Here is a 22,926-nt window from a genome sequence, read left to right as displayed (position 1 = left end):
TGCTCCTAGTTAGTCGTCTCGACCGGGAAACCTTCGGCCTGCATTTTTTTCAGCACATCCTGCCAGCGTGACAGGCGTTTGGTGTCGCCGACCTTCTTGTTGCCCTTGGCGCCGGGCAAATACAGGCCTTCGGCATTGAAAGAGTAGACCGGCAGCAAGTCGGTTCGCTGCGCCGCCGGCTGGATCGGATCGATCAGGCTGTCGAGCACCAGCGGCATGGCATCGGGGGTCGCATAGTACGTCAACACCATGTGCGCGCGGTTCTGCCGCAGCGCCTTGACGTAGGTGATGCGCAGCTTGTCACTGGAAACGCCGAGATGGCGCAGGCTGAAATACTTGGCGATGGCGTAGTCTTCGCAGTCGCCGGCGCCCTTCCACAGCGCTTCGATCGGGGTTTCCCAATAATCCACTTCGCGCCACAGATCGATGTCTTCGACGTAACGCACCTGCTTGTTGAAGAACAGGTTCACCACTTTGAGCTTGTCCATCTCACTGGCCTGCTTCTGCGTCGCCAGCAGATTCTGCCAGGCATCGATGCGCTGCTGCCCGGCGCCCAGTGGCCCATAAAGAGCAGTGGCCTTGCGGCTGATCGCGGAAAAATCCCAATCGGCGTGCAGACCGCCCAGCATGACGCCGGCCAGCAGCAATGCGCAGCCAAGCCAGCGCAAGGTCCGAGGGATCGCGAAACGTACCGCCACTGCAGGTTTCCAGAAGGACAGAAAGGAAGCGTTTGATGGTGAAGCTTAGCCCGGCAAAAAACAATGGCACCGTGAGATCATCGAAGACCCGCTAGACTTGAGATTGCCGCGCAACGTTTTACAAGGTTTGACAACCTGTAGAGCAATCACTAGTGTCATTTGGATCCAAATATTGCGACCTACAGGGTGTGTTGTCGTGACTCAGAAGCCCAAACCGCTGCACAGCATTAAAGTCGAGGGACCGATTCCTGCGCATCTGGCCCGGTCGGTGATTGAAGAAACCCTGCGCTCGGCCATTCTCGATGGCCGCCTGCCCTGTGGCACTGCGCTGCGCCAGCAGGATCTAGCCGATCTGTTCGGGGTCAGCCGCATGCCGGTGCGCGAAGCCTTGCGTCAGCTCGAAGCGCAGGAGCTGCTCAGCGTCACCACGCACAAAGGCGCCGTAGTCGCACCGCTGATCCAGGGCGATGCCGCTGAAACCTACGAGTTGCGCATTTTGCTCGAATCCGAGGCATTGCGGCAGTCCATTCCGCTGCTGACTGAGGCCGAGCATCAACTCGCCGCCGGCTACATCGAAGAACTGGAAGCGCAGCACGACTACAACGAGATCGGCCGCCTCAACCGTCTGTTCCACATGGCCCTGTACAGCAAGGCGCCCAATCAGCGACTGCTGCGTCTGGTGGAAGACGGTCTGAATGAAGAAGAACGTTTTCTGCGTTTCAATCTGGAAGCCATGGGCCTGGGCAAGCTGTCCCAGGATGACCATCGCGCCATGCTCCAGGCCGTGATCGAGCGCGACATCCCGCGCTCGCTCGAAATGCTGGAGCAGCACCTCAACCGTGGCGTCGAGGTGATCACCCGCTACCTCGCGACTCCCGCCGCACAGAAGCGTCACACAGCACGCTGATATCTCGTACGTCGAATAATCCCCTTACAAATCTTCGCGACCGCTCTGCTGCCGGCTCTGGCAGCGGATCGGCGTGCCCGCTGGTGCCCGCCCCGGCCCTGCCGACGCATTTCTGCTGCCCGCCGATGACCAATCGGTAATAGCCGTGACGGCAATTTACCCGCACTCTTCCAGCGCCACCCCTACAGAACGGGGACGCGCCGCCCTGACGGCACAGTCCCCGCAACAGGAACCTACGGAAGGAGCCTTGTCACGGGAAACAGGAAGTCATGGCGCCGGTCCCGGCCAACTTTCGCCTCCTTTGAATTCATAAACTTCCCTTGCTTAAAAAGTTGCTTCGAGTGAGGCATTCACTCTTGTTATCGATTTTGGCCGTTATTAGCCGAAAGGAGTAACTACGCCCAAATAAAACTTGATCCGAAAGTTTTATCGGCAACTTTCATATCCAAAAAACAGCCAACTTAAAATAATTGAAAATAAACTTGTTAAATGCATTTGCCCTGTATTAGTTTTTCTCTCGCCAGGTTTGAACGTCGCCGTTCAGCGCGGCATACCCTACGCAGCAGATGCAGCAACCGTGGCGCCGCAACGGCGCCACAGCGCAATTAATATTTGCCCGATTAATTTGCTATCCAACTTGCTCGACCGCTTACAGCAACTGAAAAGAACCGTGCACTTCATATCACTGATAAAGGACATCATGATGCCTACTAAGCAGCAACTCGCCTTGAAGAAAGCCGAACTGAGTATTCACCCGATCTTTTCCGAGATTACTTCGTTATCGGTATTGCGTCGTTTCATGGAAACCCATGTATTTGCCGTATGGGACTTCATGTCGCTGACCAAGCGCCTGCAACAGGAACTGACCTGCACGCGTTTACCCTGGTTGCCGCCGCGCGATCCCCACGCCGCTCGGTTGATCAACGAGATCGTGCTGGGCGAGGAATCGGACGATCGCCTCGATGCCGGCCATTACAGCCACTTCGAGTTGTACCTGGATGCGATGCGCGAAATCGGCGCGAGCACCTCGGCGGTGGAGCGCTTCGTCGCGTTGCAGCGCGAAGGCGTGAGTTATGACGTCGCATTGCAAAGCGTCGACGTCGACCCGGCGGCGGCACAGTTTGTTCGCGATACCTTGCGCATTGCCCTGGAGGCGCCGGGACACAGCGTTGCCGCCGCGTTCCTGCACGGTCGCGAGAGCGTTATTCCGACGATGTTCCAGCGCATCCTTGATGACTGGGGCATCGGCATCGAACAGGCGCCGACCTTCCGCTACTACCTGCAACGGCATATCGAAGTCGATTCCGAAGATCACGGCCCCGCTGCCGAACAGTTGCTGGAGCGTCTGGTGGACGGCGATCCGCAGCGCGCAGCCGAGGTTTACGCCAGCGCCATCGCTGCCGTGGAAAGCCGCATCGCCTTGTGGGACGGGCTGCGCTTGAGCATGGGCGCAAAAGTTGCCGAGGTGGCCCAATGAACGCTGCCGACTATCAATCCTTCGCCGAGGCCTGGGAAAGCCGCGCGACCATCCGCACCCGTCCACGGCGGTTGCTCGAAGACGATCAGCGCTTGATCTATCCACTCAGCCGCCAGCCGCTGGTGCTCAGCGAAACCTTCCTGCGTGAATGCCCGCAACAACGTGATTTCGCCCTGGTGCAGACGTTGTACAAATTCATAAACGACGTAGTGATTTTCGAGACTGAAATCGTCGACAAGACCGCCCGCAGCATTGCCAAGAATCGCTTCGCCGTGGCGTTCCCGTTCGCCTGTCGTTACGACGCGATGACCGTGGTGGTCGATGAGGATTACCACGCGCTGGTGGCCATGGATTTCATGCAGCAGACGGTCGCGCTGACCGGTATCGAACCGATTCCGTTGCCCGACGAAATCGAATTGAGCCGGGCGATTCCCGCCGCTGTTGCGCTGGCGCCGGAACACCTGCGCAGCGCGGTGGAATTGATCTGCGTGGCGATCGCCGAAAACACCGTGACCGGTGATGTCGCCGCGTTCGCCCGCGACGATTCGGTCAAGCCATCAATCAAGGGCCTGATGGCCGACCACTTGCTCGACGAGGGTCGCCACTCGAGTTTCTGGGCGCGGATGGTGCGCATCTATTGGCACACCGCCAGCGACGCGGACCGCGAAACCATCGCGCAGATTCTGCCGGTGTTCATCGGCCATTACCTGACCAACGATATCCAGAAATCCTTCGATTTGCGCCTGATCGATGCGCTGCCGGTCAGCGAAACCACGCGGTGCTCACTGCGCGAGGAAATCGCCGGACTGGCCTTCCCGATCAACCGCCACCACCCGCTGGTGGGCAACATCGTCAGGTTTTTCCACAACAGCTCGCTGCTCGACACACCGTGCGTGCAGCACGCGCTGCGCGACTATCTGGTTTGAGGAGGCTGACATGAAACGTCTCGACATTTTGCTCACCGGCGCCAGCCAGGCCATGACCGATCTGGCCCGGGAGCTCGAACAGCATGGCCATGCTGTGACCCGCAGCGGCGTGGCTCAAACGGCGGTGGATCTGATCATCGACGATGGCTTTATCGCTGCCGGCGACTTCTGCGCGATCCCGCATCTGCACCTGCGCCTGGGTATCGCCGCGCAAGACCATGGCGGCCTGCCGACCCTCGACTTGCTGTGCTTCCTCGGCTCGTCGCTGATCAGCCGTGTGCCGATTGGCGATGAGCCATCCGGCAACGGTCAGTCGCTACGCCAACGAGCGCTTGCCCATGTGGTCGATGAGGTGGCGTTGCTGGTCAGCCGCTTTTCCCGCGATGCCGATTATTTGCGCCATGCCCCGGCCCTTAGAGCGCCGGATTTCGAACGCCTGGAAGACCTGCTGTTTCTCGACAAGCTAGCGTACGTCCACCGTCTCAACGACACGGCAAACCCGGCGCTGCTGGAGCAGGCGCAAATCCCGCTGATCGAGCGTCTGCAGCCAAGCCTGATCGAGCATGCCGAACGACCGGCGCTGCATGTCGGCGGGAAGACCATCAGCTACGAGCAGCTTCACGCCCACAGCCGCGCGATTCAACAGCGCCTGCTGCCCTTGCTCGAGCAACATCCGCAGCCGTGGGTGGTCGCTGTCTGCCAAGGCAAAAGCCCGGCACTGTTCGCCTCGATTCTGGCGACTCTCGGCAGCGGCGCGGTGTACTTGCCGCTGGAGCCCAGCCATCCATTGCCGCGTCAGCAATACATCCTGGAAAACGCTGGTGCGGTGCTGTTGCTTCACGATGGACAGCAGGCGCTCAGCGAATCGATGGCGGGGCTCGATGTCAGTGGCATCGAAGCGCCGAACGCCGCTCTCGACCGGCCGCTGATGCAGCACCGCCCGGTGCTCGATGCGCCGTGCATGGCGCTCTACACCTCGGGTACCACCGGGCATCCGAAAGGCGTGCTGCTCAGCCAGGCCAATCTCGCCCACTTCACCGCGTGGTACGCCGACTACGTGCAGTTGCACGCCGAGAGTCGGGTGTTGCAGTTCTCATCGCTGAGCTTCGATTCATCGCTGATCGACATCTTCCCCAGCCTGCTCGCAGGGGCAGAACTGGTCGTGCCCGACGACACCCAGCGCCGCGATCCTTTGCAGCTGATTGCGCTGATTCGCCGACGACAACTGACCCACGCCTTCCTGCCGCCGGCGCTGTTGAGCATCCTGGCGCTGGAGCAACTGGAGGGCGTGCAGGTGATGACCGGCGGTGATGTCTGCGAGCCGTACGTCATCGAGCAACTGACCCGCCAAGGCACCCTGCACAACCTGTATGGCCCGACCGAAGCCACCGTGCTGATCACCGCGCGCCAGCTCAAACCGGGCGACAGCAACCGCACGCTGGGAGGGCCAATCGCCAACAGTCGGGTGCTGATTCTCGACGACGACCTGCAACCGGTGCCCGATCAAACCGTCGGTGAGCTGTTCATCGTCGGCCCCGGTGTCTGCCTCGGTTACCTGAACAATCCGCAACAGACCGCCGAGCGTTATCTGACCCTGTCGCTGCCCGGCGGCGAGACCTTGCGCGCCTACCGCAGCGGCGACATGGCCCAATGGGGCGAGCATGGTATCGAGCTGTGCGGGCGGCGCGACAATCAGGTGAAAATCCGTGGCTTCCGCGTCGAGCCGGAAGAGATCGAGCGCTGCCTGCGCGAGAGCCGCTTGTATCGGCAGATCGCCGTGGTCATCGACAGTCAGCGGCGGATTCTGGCGTTCCTCGCCCAGCCACAGACCGAGACTGCCCGCGATGAATTGAAGGCGCATGCCCGGCAATTTCTGCCGGACTACATGCAGCCGATGGCATGGACTGAACTGGCGCAGATGCCGTTCGCCAGCAACGGCAAAGTCGATCGCAAGGCGCTGCTGGCATTGCCGGTGACGGTACAGGACAACGCTGCGAAATGCCTGCCGGCCAATGCTGATGAAGCGCTGCTGTTGGAGATCTGGGCCGAGTTGCTGGAACTGCCGACCAGCGACATTTCCACTGACGAAAGCTTCTTCAATCTCGGCGGTCATTCGATTCTGCTGTCGCGGATGTTGCTGCGCTTGCGTGAGGAATTCGGCCGGAGCATTTCGATCAATCGCTTCATCGAACAGCCGACCATCAGCAAACTGGCGACGCTGGTGCGCGGCAGCGATGACAGCGCCGTGCTCAGCGCTCAGGCCATGGCCGACGCCGAGCGCGAGCTGGATATCGAACCGCTGCCGATCAGCCGCATGGGCGATGTGCACAAGGTCATCGTCACCGGTGCCAACAGTTTTGTCGGCGTGCACATCGTCGAAGCGCTGCTCGGTTGGGGCGCCAGCGAGGTCGCCTGTCTGGTACGTGATAGCGCCGGGCAAACGGCGACGCAACGCTTCGCTCAGGCACTGCGCGAAAACCGTCTGGAGCACCTCGATCTCAGCCGTGTGCGGGTTTACGCAGCTGATATCAGTCGCCCGCAACTGGGCCTGGGCGATGAGGATTATCAGCGCCTGGACCGCGAGTTCGGTGCGCTGGTACACAACGCCGCCAACGTCAACCACGTACTCGATTACGAGTCCCTGGCGGCGGACAACGTCGAGCCGATCTTCGCCCTGCTGAAGCTGTGCGAGGGGCGCAGTAAGAAGGTCTTCAACTTCGTCTCGACCCTGTCGGCATCCAGCACCGTGGATGATGCCGGTCGGGTGCTGGAACTGCCCGCCGCCGCGACGCCGCCGATCTACATTCGCAACGGCTACAACCTGTCGAAGTGGGTCGGCGAACGTATCCTTGAGCGGGCGCGCGAGCGCGGTGTACGGGTCAATCTGTATCGCCCCGGCAACATCAGCTTCAATAGCCTGAGCGGCGTCTGCCAGCCGCACAAGAACCGCTTGATGCTGATGCTCAAAGGCTCGATCCAGCTCGGTCAGGTACCGGCCTTTGCGCTGAATTTCGACCTGATGCCGGTGGACTTTCTCGCCCGCTTCATCGCCTTCCATGCCAGCCGGTATTCAGCGGATCGCGCGGTGTTCAATCTGCACAACCCCGAGCCGCTGAGCTGGGATGCCTACGTCGCTTCGTTCCGCGAAACCGGCAGCGAGTTTGCGCTGGTCAGCGTCGCCGACTGGCAGCAGCAACTGAACCGGGTCAACGCCGACAACGCGCTGTTCGGCGTGCTCGGTTTCTACCTCAATGGTTTCGAAGAAGACATCGGCGACATCTCGCTGATCGGCCACGCCAACGCCGAGGCCGGCGTGCAGCAGATGGGCGCGCACTACCCACAGAAATCCCCGGCGCTGCTGCGTCGCGGCTGCGACTACCTGAAAGAAATCAACTTCATCTGACTCATCCCAAAGGAGCAACACCATGAGCAATCTGCAACCCGACACCCTGATCAAAAACCCGCAAGGCTGCCACGTTGTGTCGTCGGTGGAAGTGCCGGCGGACGCGGCAAAAGTCTGGGCGATCGTTGGCGATTTCGCTGGCTTCGAACGATTCATTCCGGCGCTGTCGCACACCGAAATGACCGGCGAGGGCGTGTCTTCGCTGCGCAAGAAAATCTTCAAGGACGGCAACGTCGTGGTCGAACAACTCAACTCGCGCGATGAACAGGCACAGCGCATGACCTGGACGACGATTTACAACACCCTGGGGGTGGCGAATCTGTGGGCGGCAATGCAGGTGGAATCGCTGAGCGAAGGGAAGTCGCGAGCGACCTGGACGATCATTGCTGAACCAGCTTCCGGCGGAGAAGAGGCGTTGCCGGGATTCAGGGATTTCGTGCAGGGGTTTGCCGATGATGCGATGGGCAATGTCTTGAAGTTGTTTGTTTAAGGCATCGGTTTGGCGGTGATTGAACCGCCGCTTTCGCGAGCAGGCTCGCTCCCACATTTGGAATGCATTTTCCCTGTGGGAGCGAGCCTGCTCGCGAAGAACGATAACGCGGTCTGCGATCTGTGAATCAGATCTTGAAGCTGTCGACCAACTGCTTCAACCGGTTCGCCTGCTGCGACAACGCATCACAATCCTTCAACGTTTCGTTGAGGTTGGCCACGCTCTGCTGGTTCAACAGGTTGATCTGGTTGACGTCGACGTTGAGAGTTTCCACCACCGCAGTCTGCTCTTCAGTCGCAGCTGCCACCGACTGGTTCATACCGTCGATTTCGCCGATACGCTGAGTCACGCTGACCAGACGCAGACCGGCCTGATTCGCCACTTCCACGCTTTGCTCGCTGGACGCCTGACTGGCGTTCATCGTGCTCACCGCCTCACGCGAGCCGACCTGCAGCGAGGTGATCATCTTGTGGATCTCTTCCGCCGATTCCTGGGTGCGATGCGCAAGGTTGCGCACCTCATCGGCGACCACGGCAAAACCGCGCCCGGCTTCACCGGCACGTGCGGCTTCGATGGCAGCATTGAGCGCCAGCAGGTTGGTCTGCTGCGAGATGCCTTTGATCACATCGAGAATGTGGCCAATGTTGTCGGTGCTGGCGTTCAGGGTTTCGATCTGTGTGCACGACAGGCTGATTTTCTGCGACAGCTCGGTCATCGCCTGAATGGTTTGCTCGACCACCTGACGACCGTCGTCAGCTTGCTCGCTGGCGCCACTGGCGTGCTGCGAAGCATCCGCCGCGTTGCGCGCGATCTCCTGAGTAGCGGCGCCCAGCTGATTGATCGCCGCCGCGACGCTGTTGGTGCGCGCACTTTGCTCGTCGGAACCGACGATCGAAGCGTTGGACGACGCCATCACCCGTTGCGACAAGTCGTGAACGTGACGAGTCGCCGACGACACTTCGGAAATCGATGCGTGAATCCGTTCAACGAACTGGTTAAACGCGCTGCCCAGTTCACCGAACTCGTCTTTGCTCTCGACCACCAGACGCCGGGTCAGATCGCCCTCGCCCTGGGCAATGTCTTTCATCGCGCGGCCCATGGTGGTCAGCGGACGCATCAACACGTTGATCAACAGGCTCAGCAGCAAAGCAATCGCCGCGACCGCGACAAACATGGCGATCAACGCCGAAGTGCGGAATTGGCTGAGTGCGGCGTAGGCCTTATCGCGATCGATCGACAGACCGATGTACCACTGCGCATTCGGCAGATCGCTGACCGGGGTGAACGAGAGAATGCGCTCCTGACCGTTGAGCACGACATTCTGGTTGCCCTTCTCGATGCGCACGCTGGTGTTCGGGTAGATGTCCTTGAGGTTTTTCATTACCTGATCTTTGTCCGGGCTGACGATCACCTGACCGTCAGCACTGACCAGAAACGCATGGCCGAGGCCACCGAAGTCCACCGAGTTGATGATCTTCACCAGGGTTTCCAGGCTCAGGTCACCGCCGACCACACCGAGCAGTTCGCCGTCCTTCTTCACCGGCATGGCGATGGTCACCACCAAGCCGCCGACTGCCGCCATGTACGGCGGCGTCAGCATGGTTTTGTCGGCGGCTACTGCCTGCTTGTACCAAGGCCGCTGACGCGGATCGTAACCGTCCGGCATCTTCGCATCGGGACGCTGGGTGAAGACACCGTTGGCCTGCCCGACATAAGTGAACTGGAAATTCGAAGTGAAGGCCGGTTGATCGACAAGGCCCGGCAAGTCGGCATTCCTGCCTTGATGGGCAACGTTCTGCGCGAGGTTTTCCAGCACCAGAATCCGTCCGCTCATCCAGTTCTGCACGCTGCTGGCGGTGAGGTCACCGGCCTGCTGCACAGAGGACTGCAGATTCTGGCGAATGGTGTTTCGCTGCAAGTAATCGTTGTAGAGCGTGAACAGCGCGAACGCCAGGACGACGACGCCCGAAGCGGCCAGGAGGATTTTATGGCTGAACTTGAGATTCATTTCATGGGACTTCTTATGCCAAAAGTGGGGATGCGTTCCGGTTGCAACATTCCATGTACAGCGCAGGCAGCGTTCTTCTGGCCGCTCTACTTTGGTGCACGCATTTCTCACCAGTCTGTCGGCCAACGGCGGAGAAATCTTAGGGCCGCGTGAGAAATGGACGGTTTTAGGACAGGATTCCCGCCGAACGGCGTGCCAGAGCGGCTGCGAGGGAATTTTTCACAACCGCCATAGGGACGACGGTTGCAAAATCTGTAACCCTTGATGACAATGCGACTAATTATCATTTGTGACGTTCGGGCTGGCGTGTCATGTCTTCACCTGAGTTGGTCGTACAGGCGCTTTACGGTAGTCATCACGGCTGGCTCAATGCCTGGTTGCGCGCGCGGCTGGGCAACGCAGCGGATGCCGCCGATCTGGCTCAGGACACTTTCCTGCGCCTGCTGCAACGTACTGAACGCCTCGAACTGAAAGCGCCTCGCGCTTTCCTGCGGACCATCGCGCGCGGCCTGGTGATCGATCATTGGCGTCGCGAGGAAATCGAGCGGGCCTATCTGGAAACCATTGCTCATTTGCCTGAAGGCGAAGTACCTGACGCCGAATCGCGCGCGTTGGTGCTGGAACTGCTGGAAAGCATTGCGCGCATGCTTGAGGGGTTGAAGCCGAAAGTGCGTCAGGCGTTTCTCCTGGCGCAGTGCGAAGGTTTGACTCACAAACAGATCGCCGAGCAGTTGGGCGTGTCGGTACGTTCAGTGGAACGCTACGTCGCCGACGCGCTATATCACTGCTATGTGTTGCGGTATGAAAGCTGATGCCTGTGGATAACCTCTCACTCGCTCGCCGCGTCGAACCGCGCCAACAGGTGGTCAAGCAAGCGATTCACTGGCTACTGCGGCTGCGCAACAACCACGGCAATTCGCGGCTGACTCGCCAATGCGAGCAGTGGCGCGCCGAGCATCACGAACATGAAATCGCCTGGCAGCGGGTACAGTCGCTGCAAGCCGAATTGAGCTCCAGTCTGCGCGCCGTGCCGGGTGCGCAGGTCGCTTTCAATACCTTGGAAAACAGTGCGCAGGGGCTGGGCCGACGCCAGGCCTTGAAGTTGTTGTCGGGCGCGCTGTTGATGGGCTCCGCCGCGTGGCTGGCCAAGGACAGCGCCCCTTGGCAGCAATGGAGCGCCGACTACGCGACCGCGACCGGCGAACGGCGCGGTTTCCAGTTGCCCGACGGCACGCGGATCGAACTCAACACGGCCAGCGCCGTGGACCTGGATTACACCGCGCAGCAGCGCCTGATCAAACTGACCCGTGGCGAGATCATCGTTACCTGCGGCGGCTCTGACGAAGGCGCGGCATCCGATCGACCGCTGCGCGTACAGAATCGCCACGGCAGTTATGCGCCGGTCGATGGGCGTTTCATTTTGCGTCAGGACGATCAGTGCACGCGGCTCAGCGTTACCCGCGGCCGAGTGTTGGTTCGCGCTGGCGGTCATTCCCTCGAAGCGCTCGCCGGGCAAAGTTTTCTGGTCGACCAAAGCGGTTTGCGCGCAGCGCCGACGCCGGATATGGATGCGGGCGCCTGGCTCGACGGTTTGATCGTCACGCGCAATATGCGCCTGGGTGATTTTCTTGCTGAAGTCGCCCGTTATCGCCCGGGGTTTCTGAGTTGCGCGGCGGATATCGCAGACTTGCGCCTCTCTGGGGTGTTCCGTCTGGAGGACACCGACAGGCTGCTGGCGGTCCTGCCGCAGACGCTGCCGGTGCAATTGCGTTATCGCACCCGCTGGTGGGTGACTCTGGAGCGTGCGGTCTGAACATTTTTTGGCGGGTTTTCGCAGGCAGTCCGGCTTAGTCAGTAAGCACTTCAACTCAGCCCCCGCGACTGCCTACGGAAATCCACAATGACTGTCCGCGCCACTTGTAAGAACCCTCTGAATTTCACTGCAGAATCGACACTGCTGCGCCATGCGGTTCGGGCGGCACTGCTGACCACCGCGCTGGGCGTCAGCGTGTTACCGAGCCTGAGTCTGGCCGCCAACACCGGCACCGAGATCAGCCACCGCTACAACATTGCTGCCGGGCCATTGGGCGAGGCGTTGAATCAGTTTGCCCGGCAGGCCGGTATCACCCTGGCGATGACACCGCAACAGACTCAAGGTCAGCAATCACCCGGCGTGCAGGGTGAATATTCGACCGACCAGACCTTGAGCCATTTGCTCGGCAGCTCAGGGTTGGAAGCCGTCAGCCAGGACGGCAGCAGCTACATTCTGCGCCCACTCGCTGAAAGCGAAGCTCTGGCCTTGCCGACCACTGATATCAAAGGTTTTGCCCTCGGCAACGCGCTGGGCAGCATGGCCGGCTACAACGCCACGCACAGCCAGATCGCCACCAAGACCAGTACCGCATTGCTGGAAACCTCGCAAAGCGTATCGGTGGTCACGCGCGAGCAAATGGATGACCAAGGCTCGCAGACCGTCTCGCAAGCGATGCGCTACGCCCCGGGCGTGCTGACCAACCCGTATGGCGCTACGCACCGTTACGACTACGTGGCGATGCGCGGTTTCAACGACGGCTCGGTGGACAACATCTACCTCGACGGCCTCAAGTCGATGGGCGACAGCGGCACCTACAGCACCATGCAGGTCGATCCGTATTTCCTTGAGCGTGTGGACATTCTCAAAGGCCCGTCGTCCGTGCTGTACGGCCGTAGCTCGCCCGGCGGTCTGGTCGCGCTGACCAGCAAAAAGCCGTTGTATGAGGCCTACCATCAGGTGCAGGCGACAGTGGGGACGCAAGGCCAGCGTGGGGTTGGTTTTGACTTCAGCGGTCCGGTCGATGACGACAAGCGCATTGCCTATCGTCTGACCGGACTAAGCGATCAGTCCGACACGCAATTCGACCATAACAAGGAAAAACGCTTCGCCCTTGCGCCGACGCTGAGCGTCGATTTCAGCGAAGACACCTCGCTGACTCTGCAAGCCTATCTGCAGCACGATCCGGACGGCGGCTATCACGGCGGCGTTCCGGCGGACGGCACAGTCCATCAGCGCAATGGCGAGCGCATCTCGCCGCGCTTCTTCGAGGGCGAGCCGGGGATCGATGGCTACTCCCGTGACCAGCAGTCGTTTGGCTATCAGTTCGAACATCGCTTCAACGATGTCTTCACCGCCCGGCAGAACTTCCGCTATCTCGATTCCAAAGTGAACATGGATCAGGTCTACGCCTATGGCTGGACCACTCCGACCAGCAATGAACTGAACCGTTATTACACCGGCGGTGATGAGCGCCTGCATGCGTTTATCGTCGACAACATGCTGCAGGCCGAATTCTTCACCGGCGCGACCAAGCACACAGTCCTGATGGGCGCGGATTATCAACGGCGCAAAACCGTGGTCGACTGGACCAGTGGTGGGCTGGCGCCGATCAATGCGTTCAATCCGGTATACGGCAACTCGGCGATCGAAATGTACGGCGACACCAGCTATCTGCGTCGCCTCGAACAGACCGGTGTGTACCTGCAAGACCTGATCGAGATGGACAAGTGGCGCTTCTCGCTGGGCCTGCGTCAGGACTGGGTCGAGACATCCGATGAAAACCGCATCGCCGAAGCGGGGCGTCCGGTTGGTACAGAAATCAATGATCGGCGCACGAAACTCACTGGCCGCGCCGGCGCGTTATACCTGTTCGATAACGGTCTGGCGCCATACATCAGCTACTCCGAGTCGTTTAACCCGAACTCCTATGCCGACAGCGCCGGTAATCCACTCGCCCCTACCGATGGCACACAGTGGGAAGTCGGTTTGAAGTATCAGCCGCCGGGCACCGATAACCTGTTCACCGCCTCGCTGTTCCGCATCGACCAGGAAAACCTCGCGACCAAACTGCCGCAGGAAAACTTCTATCGCGCGGTCGGTGCCGTACGCTCGCAAGGTCTGGAGCTGGAAGCGCACATGCAACTGACCGATAACTTGAAAGTGCTCGGCAGTTACACCTTCACCGACATCGAATATTCCAAATCGATGATCAGCACCTTGAGCACGCCGACCGATGTCATCGAGAACAAGGGCAACTCGCCGACTCAAGCGCCGCGCCACATGGCCTCGCTATGGGCTGACTACAAATTCGACAGCGCCGCACTTGATGGTCTTCGCCTGGGTGGTGGGGTGCGCTATGTCGGCTACAGCTGGGCCGATGCGGAGAACACAATGAAGGTGCCGTCTTACACGCTGTTCGATGCCTCGATTGGTTATGACTTGGGCAAGGTCGGCTTGAAAGGAGTGGATGTACGGCTCAATGCGAACAACCTGACCAATGAATCCTATGTCGCGTCCTGCGCCAGTCTGAACTTCTGCTACATGGGCGAAGAACGCAACGTAGCGGCGACCGTCAGCTATCAGTTCTAAAGCCGTGTCCTGTGCATAAAAAAGCCAGCCCCTGATATCAGGGGCTGGCTTTGTCGTTTCTTCGGGGGTGTTCTGTATGCGTGCGTTTCTGGTTTTATTGCATCGATATATCGGCCTGGCCATTGCGGTGTTTCTATTGCTGGCGGGCCTTACAGGCAGTGTGCTGGCGTTCAATCATGAACTGGATGAATGGCTGAATCCGCAATTCTATAAAGCGACGTCAGTGGGTGAGCGCCTGCCGCCCGGCGCGTTGGTAGAGGCGGTGCAAACTGCACATCCGAAACTGCAAGTCTGGTACATGGAGTATCCGCAGGAGGCGGGGCATACGGCGCTGCTGGCGGCCGTTCCGCGTAAAGATCCGGCGACGGGCCAGCCGTTCGATGAGCGCAATCAGGTGTTCTATCTGGACCCGATCAGCGCGGAGCAAAAAGGCGCGCGCTACTGGGGTGAATGCTGTTTTCAACGAGAGAACTTCATCCCGTTCATTCTGGAGTTTCATTACAACCTGACATTGCCCGGTAACTGGGGATTGCTGTTGATGGGTGGGGTGGCGATCGCGTGGGTGATCGACTGCTTTGTCGCATTGTTCCTGACCTTGCCGCGCGGCAAGCCCTTCTGGAAGAAGTGGGCGACTGCGTGGAAGGTCAAAGGCGGGCATGCCTACCGCTTGAACTTCGATCTGCATCGCGCCGGAGGATTGTGGTTGTGGCTGCTGCTGTTACCGATCGCCGTCAGCAGCGTGGCGATGAACTTGCCGAGCCAGGTGTTCAAGCCTGCGGTTTCGTTGTTTTCGCCCATCGAGCCGAGCGTTTATGAAGCCAGAGGACGAATGCCCGCCAATCAACTGGGGACGACACAGTTGAGTTATCAACAGGCGTACGAAAGGGCATTGCAGGAAGGGGAACGATTAGGACTGACGGCCGCGATCGGCGAGTTGTATTACAGCTTTGAGTACAACTTCTACGGCGCAGGATTTGGACAGCACGATACGGACGCTCACGGTAAATCCTGGTTGTTCTTTCACGGTACCGATGGCCGATTATTGGGACAGGAGATCGCGGGACAGGGCACGCTCGGAGAGCAGTTCTATCGACTCCAGTTGCCCATACATGGGGGACGGATCATCGGGGTAACAGGGCAGGTAATGATCGCGGTACTGGGTGTGTTGATTGCGGGGTTGTCAGGGACGGGGGTTTATATCTGGTGGCGCAAGTGGCAGGCAAGACGCAACAGCAAGACTCGCAGAACGGCATGATCTTTCGTACACGTTTTAATGACAAAACCCCTGTCTGCGTTAGCAGACAGGGGTTTCGGAATTCAATCTTGACGATGACCTACTCTCACATGGGGAAACCCCACACTACCATCGGCGATACATCGTTTCACTTCTGAGTTCGGGATGGGATCAGGTGGTTCCAATGTTCTATGGTCGTCAAGAAATTCTTTATCTGGCCCGTCAACACGGTAACAAGCCAGCAAAAACAGGAACTTCTACTAAAACAAAACCCCAACTGCTTTCGCAATTGGGGTTTCGGAATTTAATCTTGACGATGACCTACTCTCACATGGGGAAACCCCACACTACCATCGGCGATGCATCGTTTCACTGCTGAGTTCGGGATGGGATCAGGTGGTTCCAACGCTCTATGGTCGTCAAGAAATTCGGGTACTGACTCGGGACCGGATGGCCTCGCTTCAGCAAATTGGGTATGTGACAGCTAGGTTTTTGTGAATTTCGAACTTTCGGTTCGTTTCGTCTTCACACACCGCAATCTGGTGCCTTTTCAGGTCAGCAAATTGCTTGGGTGTTATATGGTCAAGCCTCACGGGCAATTAGTATTGGTTAGCTCAACGCCTCACAGCGCTTACACACCCAACCTATCAACGTCGTAGTCTTCGACGGCCCTTCAGGGAACTCAAGGTTCCAGTGAGATCTCATCTTGAGGCAAGTTTCCCGCTTAGATGCTTTCAGCGGTTATCTTTCCCGAACATAGCTACCCGGCAATGCCACTGGCGTGACAACCGGAACACCAGAGGTTCGTCCACTCCGGTCCTCTCGTACTAGGAGCAGCCCCTCTCAAATCTCAAACGTCCACGGCAGATAGGGACCGAACTGTCTCACGACGTTCTAAACCCAGCTCGCGTACCACTTTAAATGGCGAACAGCCATACCCTTGGGACCGGCTTCAGCCCCAGGATGTGATGAGCCGACATCGAGGTGCCAAACACCGCCGTCGATATGAACTCTTGGGCGGTATCAGCCTGTTATCCCCGGAGTACCTTTTATCCGTTGAGCGATGGCCCTTCCATACAGAACCACCGGATCACTAAGACCTACTTTCGTACCTGCTCGACGTGTCTGTCTCGCAGTCAAGCGCGCTTTTGCCTTTATACTCTACGACCGATTTCCGACCGGTCTGAGCGCACCTTCGTACTCCTCCGTTACTCTTTAGGAGGAGACCGCCCCAGTCAAACTACCCACCATACACTGTCCTCGATCCGGATAACGGACCTGAGTTAGAACCTCAAAGTTGCCAGGGTGGTATTTCAAGGATGGCTCCACGCGAACTGGCGTCCACGCTTCAAAGCCTCCCACCTATCCTACACAAGCAAATTCAAAGTCCAGTGCAAAGCTATAGTAAAGGTTCACGGGGTCTTTCCGTCTAGCCGCGGATACACTGCATCTTCACAGCGATTTCAATTTCACTGAGTCTCGGGTGGAGACAGCGCCGCCATCGTTACGCCATTCGTGCAGGTCGGAACTTACCCGACAAGGAATTTCGCTACCTTAGGACCGTTATAGTTACGGCCGCCGTTTACCGGGGCTTCGATCAAGAGCTTCGCGTTAGCTAACCCCATCAATTAACCTTCCGGCACCGGGCAGGCGTCACACCCTATACGTCCACTTTCGTGTTTGCAGAGTGCTGTGTTTTTAATAAACAGTCGCAGCGGCCTGGTATCTTCGACCGGCATGAGCTTACGGAGCAAGTCCTTCACCCTCACCGGCGCACCTTCTCCCGAAGTTACGGTGCCATTTTGCCTAGTTCCTTCACCCGAGTTCTCTCAAGCGCCTTGGTATTCTCTACCCAACCACCTGTGTCGGTTTGGGGTACGGTTCCTGGTTACCTGAAGCTTAGAAGCTTTTCTTGGAAGCATGGCATCAACCACTTCGTGTTCTAAAAGAACACTCGTCATCAGCTCTCGGCCTTAAGATCCCGGATTTACCTAAGATCTCAGCCTACCACCTTAAACTTGGACAACCAACGCCAAGCTGGCCTAGCCTTCTCCGTCCCTCCATCGCAATAACCAGAAGTACAGGAATATTAACCTGTTTTCCATCGACTACGCTTTTCAGCCTCGCCTTAGGGACCGACTAACCCTGCGTCGATTAACGTTGCGCAGGAAACCTTGGTCTTTCGGCGTGGGTGTTTTTCACACCCATTGTCGTTACTCATGTCAGCATTCGCACTTCTGATACCTCCAGCAAGCTTCTCAACTCACCTTCACAGGCTTACAGAACGCTCCTCTACCGCATCACCCGAAGGTGATACCCGTAGCTTCGGTGTATGGTTTGAGCCCCGTTACATCTTCCGCGCAGGCCGACTCGACTAGTGAGCTATTACGCTTTCTTTAAAGGGTGGCTGCTTCTAAGCCAACCTCCTAGCTGTCTAAGCCTTCCCACATCGTTTCCCACTTAACCATAACTTTGGGACCTTAGCTGACGGTCTGGGTTGTTTCCCTTTTCACGACGGACGTTAGCACCCGCCGTGTGTCTCCCATGCTCGGCACTTGTAGGTATTCGGAGTTTGCATCGGTTTGGTAAGTCGGGATGACCCCCTAGCCGAAACAGTGCTCTACCCCCTACAGTGATACATGAGGCGCTACCTAAATAGCTTTCGAGGAGAACCAGCTATCTCCGAGCTTGATTAGCCTTTCACTCCGATCCACAGGTCATCCGCTAACTTTTCAACGGTAGTCGGTTCGGTCCTCCAGTCAGTGTTACCTAACCTTCAACCTGCCCATGGATAGATCGCCCGGTTTCGGGTCTATTCCCAGCGACTAGACGCCCTATTAAGACTCGCTTTCGCTACGCCTCCCCTATTCGGTTAAGCTCGCCACTGAAAATAAGTCGCTGACCCATTATACAAAAGGTACGCAGTCACAGAACAAAGTCTGCTCCCACTGCTTGTACGCATACGGTTTCAGGATCTATTTCACTCCCCTCTCCGGGGTTCTTTTCGCCTTTCCCTCACGGTACTAGTTCACTATCGGTCAGTCAGTAGTATTTAGCCTTGGAGGATGGTCCCCCCATATTCAGACAAAGTTTCTCGTGCTCCGTCCTACTCGATTTCATGACTAAGAGATTTTCGCGTACAGGGCTATCACCCACTATGGCCGCACTTTCCAGAGCGTTCCGCTAATCTCAAAGCCACTTAAGGGCTAGTCCCCGTTCGCTCGCCACTACTAAGGGAATCTCGGTTGATTTCTTTTCCTCAGGGTACTTAGATGTTTCAGTTCCCCTGGTTCGCCTCTTGCACCTATGTATTCAGTACAAGATAACCATCTTATGATGGCTGGGTTCCCCCATTCAGACATCTCCGGATCAAAGTCTGTTTGCCGACTCCCCGAAGCTTTTCGCAGGCTACCACGTCTTTCATCGCCTCTGACTGCCAAGGCATCCACCGTATGCGCTTCTTCACTTGACCATATAACCCCAAGCAATCTGGTTATACTGTGAAGACGACATTCGCCGAAAATTCGAATTTCTCAACTAAGAGAACTCACAAATTTTACCTTAGCCTGATCCGTTACCAGTGAAAGTAACGTTCAGTCTATCTTTCTATCACATACCCAAATTTTTAAAGAACGATCTAATCAAAAGACTAGAAATCAATATTCATCACCGTACCGGTGGAATGCTCATTTCTAAGCTTTCAAACTTCAGAAGCAGTAGTGGTGGAGCCAAGCGGGATCGAACCGCTGACCTCCTGCGTGCAAGGCAGGCGCTCTCCCAGCTGAGCTATGGCCCCGTATTTCTACAGGCGTTTCCCACACAAAATTGGTGGGTCTGGGCAGATTCGAACTGCCGACCTCACCCTTATCAGGGGTGCGCTCTAACCAACTGAGCTACAGACCCAATTTCGGGCTGCTTCTATCGTCTTCTTCAATGAATCAAGCAATTCGTGTGGGAGCTCATGCAGCAGCTGATGTCGTCGATTAAGGAGGTGATCCAGCCGCAGGTTCCCCTACGGCTACCTTGTTACGACTTCACCCCAGTCATGAATCACACCGTGGTAACCGTCCTCCCGAAGGTTAGACTAGCTACTTCTGGTGCAACCCACTCCCATGGTGTGACGGGCGGTGTGTACAAGGCCCGGGAACGTATTCACCGCGACATTCTGATTCGCGATTACTAGCGATTCCGACTTCACGCAGTCGAGTTGCAGACTGCGATCCGGACTACGATCGGTTTTATGGGATTAGCTCCACCTCGCGGCTTGGCAACCCTTTGTACCGACCATTGTAGCACGTGTGTAGCCCAGGCCGTAAGGGCCATGATGACTTGACGTCATCCCCACCTTCCTCCGGTTTGTCACCGGCAGTCTCCTTAGAGTGCCCACCATTACGTGCTGGTAACTAAGGACAAGGGTTGCGCTCGTTACGGGACTTAACCCAACATCTCACGACACGAGCTGACGACAGCCATGCAGCACCTGTCTCAATGTTCCCGAAGGCACCAATCCATCTCTGGAAAGTTCATTGGATGTCAAGGCCTGGTAAGGTTCTTCGCGTTGCTTCGAATTAAACCACATGCTCCACCGCTTGTGCGGGCCCCCGTCAATTCATTTGAGTTTTAACCTTGCGGCCGTACTCCCCAGGCGGTCAACTTAATGCGTTAGCTGCGCCACTAAGAGCTCAAGGCTCCCAACGGCTAGTTGACATCGTTTACGGCGTGGACTACCAGGGTATCTAATCCTGTTTGCTCCCCACGCTTTCGCACCTCAGTGTCAGTATCAGTCCAGGTGGTCGCCTTCGCCACTGGTGTTCCTTCCTATATCTACGCATTTCACCGCTACACAGGAAATTCCACCACCCTCTACCATACTCTAGCTTGCCAGTTTTGGATGCAGTTCCCAGGTTGAGCCCGGGGATTTCACATCCAACTTAACAAACCACCTACGCGCGCTTTACGCCCAGTAATTCCGATTAACGCTTGCACCCTCTGTATTACCGCGGCTGCTGGCACAGAGTTAGCCGGTGCTTATTCTGTCGGTAACGTCAAAATTGCAGAGTATTAATCTACAACCCTTCCTCCCAACTTAAAGTGCTTTACAATCCGAAGACCTTCTTCACACACGCGGCATGGCTGGATCAGGCTTTCGCCCATTGTCCAATATTCCCCACTGCTGCCTCCCGTAGGAGTCTGGACCGTGTCTCAGTTCCAGTGTGACTGATCATCCTCTCAGACCAGTTACGGATCGTCGCCTTGGTGAGCCATTACCTCACCAACTAGCTAATCCGACCTAGGCTCATCTGATAGCGCAAGGCCCGAAGGTCCCCTGCTTTCTCCCGTAGGACGTATGCGGTATTAGCGTTCCTTTCGAAACGTTGTCCCCCACTACCAGGCAGATTCCTAGGCATTACTCACCCGTCCGCCGCTGAATCCAGGAGCAAGCTCCTTTCATCCGCTCGACTTGCATGTGTTAGGCCTGCCGCCAGCGTTCAATCTGAGCCATGATCAAACTCTTCAGTTCAAACATCTTTGGGTTTTTAAGAAACCCTAAACTTGGCTCAGCAATCGTTGGTTACATCTTTGATTTCTCGCGGAGTAACTTGTGATGCTGATAATCTTGTTGACTATCAGTCTGACTGCACAAGCACCCACACGAATTGCTTGATTCAGTTGTTAAAGAGCGGTTGGTTAAGATCTTTCGTCTCAACCGAGGCGCGCATTCTACAGCAGCCTCATTTGCTGTCAAGTGATTATTTTCAGAAGTTTTCGAAGAATTCTTCAACAACTTCAACCACTTGCGCTTCCGATCTCTCGTTAGCGGGAGGCGAATTCTACAGCGTTAATCGCTGCTGTCAACACCTCTTTTCTCCGCTTTCGACCGAGAAGATCGAACCGTTAAAAGAGCTACACATCACTGCTCTTTCAACTCCTTCCAGGCTTCGATGATCTGAAGCAAGCCACTGTCGAAAACTGCGTAACTCTTTGAATCTCAAGGAGTTTTCCGTTTCGACTGCGCCGGAAGTGGGGCGAATTATAGACCTCTGGAATCTGCCGTCAACCGTTAATTTCGCTTTTCTTTCAATAACTTGCGTATTGGTTAAAAAACATCCAATCAGATGAGAAAAGAGCTTCTTCTATATAGAAGAAGACTTAAAGGACGCCTTCCTTCTTCAACATAGCCACCGCGCCTGCCCCCAGACCCAGCACCCGCTGCAGAACCTCTAATGTGTGCTCACCTAATAAAGGAGGCGCATGACGATATTCAACGGGCGTCTCCGACAACCGAATCGGGCTGGCCACCTGAGGCACCATCCCCGCCAATGCATGCGGCAGCTCTATCGCCAGACCGCGCGCCTTCACCTGAGGATCTTCAAATACCTGCGACAGATCATTGATCGGCCCACAAGGCACGCCCGCCTGCTCCAATTGAGCAACCCACTCGGCCGTGGTCTTGAAGACCGTAGCTTGGCGGATCAACGGGATCAACACCGCGCGGTTCGCCACCCGCAGCTTGTTGGTCGCGAAGCGCGGGTCATCCGCCCACTGCGGTTGCCCCGCGACTTCGGCGAACTTGCGGAACTGCCCGTCATTACCCACGGTGAGAATGAAGTCGCCATCCGCCGTAGGAAAGTCCTGATAAGGCACGATATTCGGATGCGCATTGCCCAGGCGCTTCGGCGCATTGCCGGTGGTCAGGTAGTTCATCGCCTGATTGGCCAGGCACGCGACCTGCACATCCAGCAACGCCATATCGATGTGCTGGCCGCCACCGTCGTGATCGCGATGAGCCAATGCCGCGAGGATCGCCACTGTCGAATACAGCCCGGTAAGAATATCCGTCAGCGCCACGCCCACTTTCACCGGCCCAGCGCCTTCATCTCCTTCAGGTCGACCAGTCAGACTCATCAAGCCGCCGAGGCCCTGGATCATGAAGTCATACCCCGCACGCTTGGCGTAAGGGCCGGTCTGGCCGAAGCCGGTGATGGAGCAATAGATCAGATTCGGGTTGAGCGCCTTCAGCGACTCATAGTCCAGACCATAGGCCGCCAGACCACCTACTTTGAAATTCTCAATCAGAATGTCCGACTTCGCCGCCAGGTCGCGCACCAGCTTCTGCCCTTCAGAACGGGTGAAGTCGATGGTCACCGATTGCTTGTTGCGGTTTGCCGAGAGGTAATAAGCCGCTTCCGATGTGTTCTCGCCGTAAGCGTCTTTAAGAAAGGGCGGGCCCCAGGCGCGGGTGTCATCACCATTGCCCGGGCGCTCGACCTTGATCACCTCGGCACCCAGGTCGGCGAGGATCTGTCCGGCCCAAGGCCCGGCCAGCACTCGTGATAAATCCAGTACCCGTAGATGCGACAGCGCGCCCATGGTCCGCCCT

At 57.4% G+C, this 22,926-nt stretch carries 12 protein-coding genes, 2 tRNA genes, 4 rRNA genes and 1 pseudogene; 9 read left to right on the top strand and 10 right to left on the bottom strand.

All coding sequences use genetic code 11. The annotated features are described in order from the left end of the window. Window positions 1–5: 5 nt before the first annotated feature. The gene (gene lapG, locus AB4O45_RS14050) at window positions 6–698 is read right to left on the bottom strand and encodes a cysteine protease LapG (protein ID WP_056786901.1); all 693 of its coding nucleotides are present in this window, start codon (window positions 696–698) and stop codon (window positions 6–8) included. 196 nt (window positions 699–894) lie between these two features. Here lapG and AB4O45_RS14045 point away from each other — a divergent pair, with 196 nt between their 5' ends. The 5 genes from AB4O45_RS14045 to AB4O45_RS14025 all read left to right on the top strand — a co-directional run bounded on the left by AB4O45_RS14045 (window position 895) and on the right by AB4O45_RS14025 (window position 7,901). Next, window positions 895–1,605: a GntR family transcriptional regulator gene (locus AB4O45_RS14045; protein ID WP_056786898.1), complete on the top strand. Its 711-nt coding sequence runs from the start codon at window positions 895–897 to the stop codon at window positions 1,603–1,605. 700 nt (window positions 1,606–2,305) lie between these two features. Next, the gene (locus AB4O45_RS14040) at window positions 2,306–3,082 is read left to right on the top strand and encodes a DUF3050 domain-containing protein (RefSeq protein WP_150637830.1); all 777 of its coding nucleotides are present in this window, start codon (window positions 2,306–2,308) and stop codon (window positions 3,080–3,082) included. After that, window positions 3,079–4,008 (top strand): diiron oxygenase, encoded by a 930-nt coding sequence (locus tag AB4O45_RS14035; protein ID WP_236169885.1) that lies wholly within the window; start codon window positions 3,079–3,081, stop codon window positions 4,006–4,008. Before AB4O45_RS14040 ends, AB4O45_RS14035 begins: the two co-directional genes overlap by 4 nt. 10 nt (window positions 4,009–4,018) lie before the next feature. Then, window positions 4,019–7,411 carry a non-ribosomal peptide synthetase gene (locus AB4O45_RS14030; RefSeq protein WP_460160205.1) on the top strand — a complete coding sequence of 1,131 codons (3,393 nt, stop codon included), beginning with the start codon at window positions 4,019–4,021 and terminating at the stop codon, window positions 7,409–7,411. A gap of 22 nt (window positions 7,412–7,433) precedes the next feature. Next, complete coding sequence (locus AB4O45_RS14025) at window positions 7,434–7,901, top strand: SRPBCC family protein (protein ID WP_310219489.1); 468 nt, start codon at window positions 7,434–7,436, stop codon at window positions 7,899–7,901. A 127-nt stretch (window positions 7,902–8,028) separates the two neighbouring features. Here AB4O45_RS14025 and AB4O45_RS14020 read toward each other — a convergent pair whose 3' ends face one another. Beyond that, entirely contained in the window at window positions 8,029–8,814 is a 786-nt protein-coding gene (locus tag AB4O45_RS14020; RefSeq protein ID WP_370593577.1) for a methyl-accepting chemotaxis protein, read from the bottom strand. A gap of 69 nt (window positions 8,815–8,883) precedes the next feature. Next, window positions 8,884–9,909, bottom strand: a pseudogene (locus tag AB4O45_RS14015) (HAMP domain-containing protein); the annotation flags it as partial. 311 nt (window positions 9,910–10,220) lie between these two features. Between AB4O45_RS14015 and AB4O45_RS14010 the strand changes: the two are divergent. From AB4O45_RS14010 to AB4O45_RS13995, 4 genes are all read left to right on the top strand, one after another. Further along, the gene (locus AB4O45_RS14010; RefSeq protein ID WP_041479723.1) at window positions 10,221–10,721 is read left to right on the top strand and encodes a sigma-70 family RNA polymerase sigma factor; all 501 of its coding nucleotides are present in this window, start codon (window positions 10,221–10,223) and stop codon (window positions 10,719–10,721) included. Further along, window positions 10,721–11,722: a FecR domain-containing protein gene (locus AB4O45_RS14005; RefSeq protein ID WP_460160204.1), complete on the top strand. Its 1,002-nt coding sequence runs from the start codon at window positions 10,721–10,723 to the stop codon at window positions 11,720–11,722. The genes AB4O45_RS14010 and AB4O45_RS14005 overlap by 1 nt, the downstream gene beginning before the upstream one ends. An 87-nt stretch (window positions 11,723–11,809) precedes the next feature. Next, complete coding sequence (locus tag AB4O45_RS14000; RefSeq protein ID WP_460160203.1) at window positions 11,810–14,311, top strand: TonB-dependent siderophore receptor; 2,502 nt, start codon at window positions 11,810–11,812, stop codon at window positions 14,309–14,311. Window positions 14,312–14,387: 76 nt separating this feature from the next. Continuing rightward, complete coding sequence (locus AB4O45_RS13995) at window positions 14,388–15,566, top strand: PepSY-associated TM helix domain-containing protein (RefSeq protein ID WP_460160202.1); 1,179 nt, start codon at window positions 14,388–14,390, stop codon at window positions 15,564–15,566. 66 nt (window positions 15,567–15,632) lie between these two features. Here the strand turns inward: AB4O45_RS13995 and rrf (AB4O45_RS13990) are convergent. The 7 genes from rrf (AB4O45_RS13990) to AB4O45_RS13960 form a co-directional block, all read right to left on the bottom strand. After that, a 5S ribosomal RNA gene (gene rrf, locus AB4O45_RS13990) occupies window positions 15,633–15,748 on the bottom strand. A 105-nt stretch (window positions 15,749–15,853) separates the two neighbouring features. Continuing rightward, a 5S ribosomal RNA gene (rrf, locus tag AB4O45_RS13985) occupies window positions 15,854–15,969 on the bottom strand. A 154-nt stretch (window positions 15,970–16,123) separates the two neighbouring features. Then, window positions 16,124–19,017: ribosomal RNA gene (locus tag AB4O45_RS13980) — 23S ribosomal RNA — on the bottom strand. A gap of 248 nt (window positions 19,018–19,265) precedes the next feature. After that, window positions 19,266–19,341 (bottom strand) — tRNA-Ala (locus AB4O45_RS13975). Between the two features lie 30 nt (window positions 19,342–19,371). Next, a tRNA-Ile gene (locus AB4O45_RS13970) sits at window positions 19,372–19,448 on the bottom strand. Between the two features lie 81 nt (window positions 19,449–19,529). Beyond that, window positions 19,530–21,066: ribosomal RNA gene (locus tag AB4O45_RS13965) — 16S ribosomal RNA — on the bottom strand. The 16S, 23S and 5S rRNA genes sit together here with 2 tRNA genes alongside, the layout of an rRNA operon. A gap of 629 nt (window positions 21,067–21,695) precedes the next feature. Beyond that, a complete protein-coding gene (locus AB4O45_RS13960; RefSeq protein ID WP_076564898.1) occupies window positions 21,696–22,916 on the bottom strand; it encodes a CaiB/BaiF CoA transferase family protein in 1,221 nt (406 codons plus the stop codon). Window positions 22,917–22,926: the final 10 nt, after the last annotated feature.

The sequence above is a fragment of the Pseudomonas sp. S2_B10 genome, from assembly GCF_054668425.1.
This window is presented reverse-complemented; position numbering and strand designations above follow the sequence as displayed.